Here is a 2,384-nt window from a genome sequence, read left to right as displayed (position 1 = left end):
GCGCTTCTTGCCTTCACTCATTCGCCATCACCCCTTCAAGGACGACAGCTTAATCTACCGCCTGATCACTGTCTCAAATCGTGGGTCCACTTTAGTCAGTTACAACCCAAGGCGGCTATTAGGCGGCCAATGCGAACTTTTCGTCGTTAGCATTTACTTCGATTTAGTTTTAACGTCTTCTCTGACGGGTTGCCTCACGACCCTATCTCCCCCTGTCGAAACCAGGTCAGGCCCATCAGAAGCGCACTACCCGTGCAGCGTGCTTCTGGTGGACCTGGGCGGAATCGAACCGCCGTCCAGAAGGCCTTCAAGAAGAAGGTTCACAACCATTATCGAGAACCTTGCGGCCCCCAACTCTGCGGATTCTACGCCTCCTGCCTGCAGCGTCAAGGCAGTTTGCGTGCGGCTCTACAAGGACCCAACCCGGTAAAATTCCACCGACTGCCCCGCATTGACTGCCCGCTTCAGCCAAGACGGCATCTCGCCATGCCCGTCCCCGGTCAGGCCTTCCCCGCGGTAGCAGACACCGGTGGAGGCGGCGGCGGCCGATTGAAACACCCCGCCGCCCACAGTGTTTCGAACCTCAGCCCGTTGTCGGCCCTCTGCGGCTGGAACAGAGAGGTCTCTACGCCTCATCGTCAAGCGATGACTCCAATTGCTGGGCCGTAGGCAAGATGCCGCGAAGGCTGTCTGGAAGCGTCTCTGTCACGCGAACAACATACTCCGCAACGCCTATTGGCTTCGTAGACTCCCGAAGCGCATACTCGACAACCAACCCGTTTTTGCTCTTACATAGGATGAGGCCAATGGTGGGGCCATCAGCAGCTTGACGGAGCTGCTCGTCCGCGACAGACAGGTAGAAGTTCATCTTGCCAGCATACTCCGGCTTGAACTCGTCCATCTTGATGCTCGACCACGACGAAACAGCGAAGTTTCAGGTGATAGAAGAGCAGATCGAGGTAGTAGTCCTGGCCGCCAAGGCTCAGATGATACTGACTTCCGACAAAAGCGAAGCCGACGCCGAGCTCCACCAAAAAATCCTTCAGATGAGCCAGCAGGGTACGCTCCAACTCGCGCTCGTGTGCGGTCGGACCCAGAGTCAAGAAGTCGAACTGGTAGGGATCCTTCAGCAACTGCTGCGCCAGTTCGGATTGCTGCGCCGGCAAGGTGGCGTGGAAGTTCGACAAGGCCACGCCCTGCCTCTCATGCAGCCGTGTCTCGATCTGGTGAACGAGTACATTGCGGCTCCAGCCATGCTCGACAGCCGCGCGGGCATACCACGCGCGCGTCTCGGCATCGCTCAGCATCTCAAGGAGCTTGAGGTTGTGACCCCAGGGCAATTGTGCAACAGCTTGTTGCACAATTGCCTCGTCGGGCCAAGCCTCAGCAAAGGCTCGCATGTACATCAGATTGCGCGGCGAGAAACCGGCCATGTCCGGGAAGGACTGCCGGAGGTCTATTGATAGTCGATCGACCACCTTTTTGCCCCAGCCTGCCGCATTTTGCCGCTGCAGAATCGAACTGCCGATGCGCCAGTACAGCAAGAGCAGTTCCCGGTTGACCGCCAGCGAGGAGCGCAGCCGGGCTTGCCGGACCTCGTCCTTCAATTGGCCGAGCCAAGCCACATAGTCGTCGGGCAGCAAATCGGCCGCTACACGGGGCCGGGAAGATCGAGTAGCCATAAGCATATTATTTCACATCCCCCAATCCGCTTGACGGGGGCGACCGATCGCGCGCTCAGCATGACAGGGAACCGTGTGCACTCCGTCCAAAATCTGGCGGTGACACGCGCACAAACTGGCGCAGCGACGCTATCCGACCCGGTAAAACTCCACGCTCTGCCCCGCATTGACCGCCCGCCGCAGCCAGTCCGGCATCTCGCCGGTCCCATCCCAACTCTGGCCCGCGGCGTTGCGGTAGCAGACCACCGGCGGCGGCGCTGGTGGGGGTGGCGGCAGTGGGGGCGGCGGATCAAAGCATCCCGCTGCGTCCAGTTCCTCCATGGTCAGGTCGTAGTCAGCCATCTGGTCCTGAATCCAGCGGATCGCCGCCGCCCGCTCAGTTTTCGTGGTCATCGTTGCCGTTGCTAGCTTTGCTGTTTTCCTGGTGGCCGCCGGGCAGCGCCGGTGCCTCCTGCTCGTGGTCCTGCACTTTGTCCTGGTCTTTGCCCTGGTCATCCTGCGCCGCCGGCGCCAGGCTGGCGGGCTTGCGCCGACGCCCCCCACCGGCGCCCTCCCGCTCGCGCGGCAGGCGCAATTCTGCCAGCAGCTGGCGCGCCAGCATCGCTTCCGCCTCGGCGCGCTCGGCCCGGCGCTGTGCCACCGCCAGTTCCGCCTGCCCCGCGTCCCGGTCGACGGCGGCCTGGCGCTGCGCCGCCTCGGCGG

The 2,384-nt window shown here is 61.7% G+C and carries 3 protein-coding genes, 1 other RNA gene and 2 pseudogenes; all 6 read right to left on the bottom strand.

The genetic code is table 11. From position 1 onward, the window contains the following. Positions 1-62: 62 nt before the first annotated feature. Positions 63-404: a transfer-messenger RNA gene (ssrA, locus tag A3A5_RS40575) on the bottom strand. A gap of 4 nt (positions 405-408) precedes the next feature. Further along, a pseudogene (locus A3A5_RS44890) lies at positions 409-617 on the bottom strand (H-NS histone family protein). Between the two features lie 8 nt (positions 618-625). Next, positions 626-868 (bottom strand): PDDEXK nuclease domain-containing protein, encoded by a 243-nt coding sequence (locus A3A5_RS45730; RefSeq protein ID WP_369797790.1) that lies wholly within the window; start codon positions 866-868, stop codon positions 626-628. Next, complete coding sequence (locus tag A3A5_RS38855) at positions 819-1,643, bottom strand: YhcG family protein (protein ID WP_369797789.1); 825 nt, start codon at positions 1,641-1,643, stop codon at positions 819-821. Before A3A5_RS38855 ends, A3A5_RS45730 begins: the two co-directional genes overlap by 50 nt. A gap of 168 nt (positions 1,644-1,811) precedes the next feature. After that, positions 1,812-2,075, bottom strand: coding sequence for an H-NS family nucleoid-associated regulatory protein (locus A3A5_RS0117795; protein WP_018311894.1), 264 nt, complete (start codon positions 2,073-2,075; stop codon positions 1,812-1,814). Continuing rightward, a pseudogene (locus tag A3A5_RS0117790) lies at positions 2,059-2,384 on the bottom strand (KfrA protein); the annotation flags it as partial. The gene A3A5_RS0117795 and the pseudogene A3A5_RS0117790, both read right to left, overlap by 17 nt.

Origin of the sequence: Cupriavidus sp. UYPR2.512, assembly GCF_000379565.1 — a bacterium.
Classification (GTDB): Bacteria; Pseudomonadota; Gammaproteobacteria; order Burkholderiales; family Burkholderiaceae; genus Cupriavidus.
Note: the sequence above shows the minus strand (reverse complement) of the source record. Positions and strands in the feature narration are given on the sequence as shown.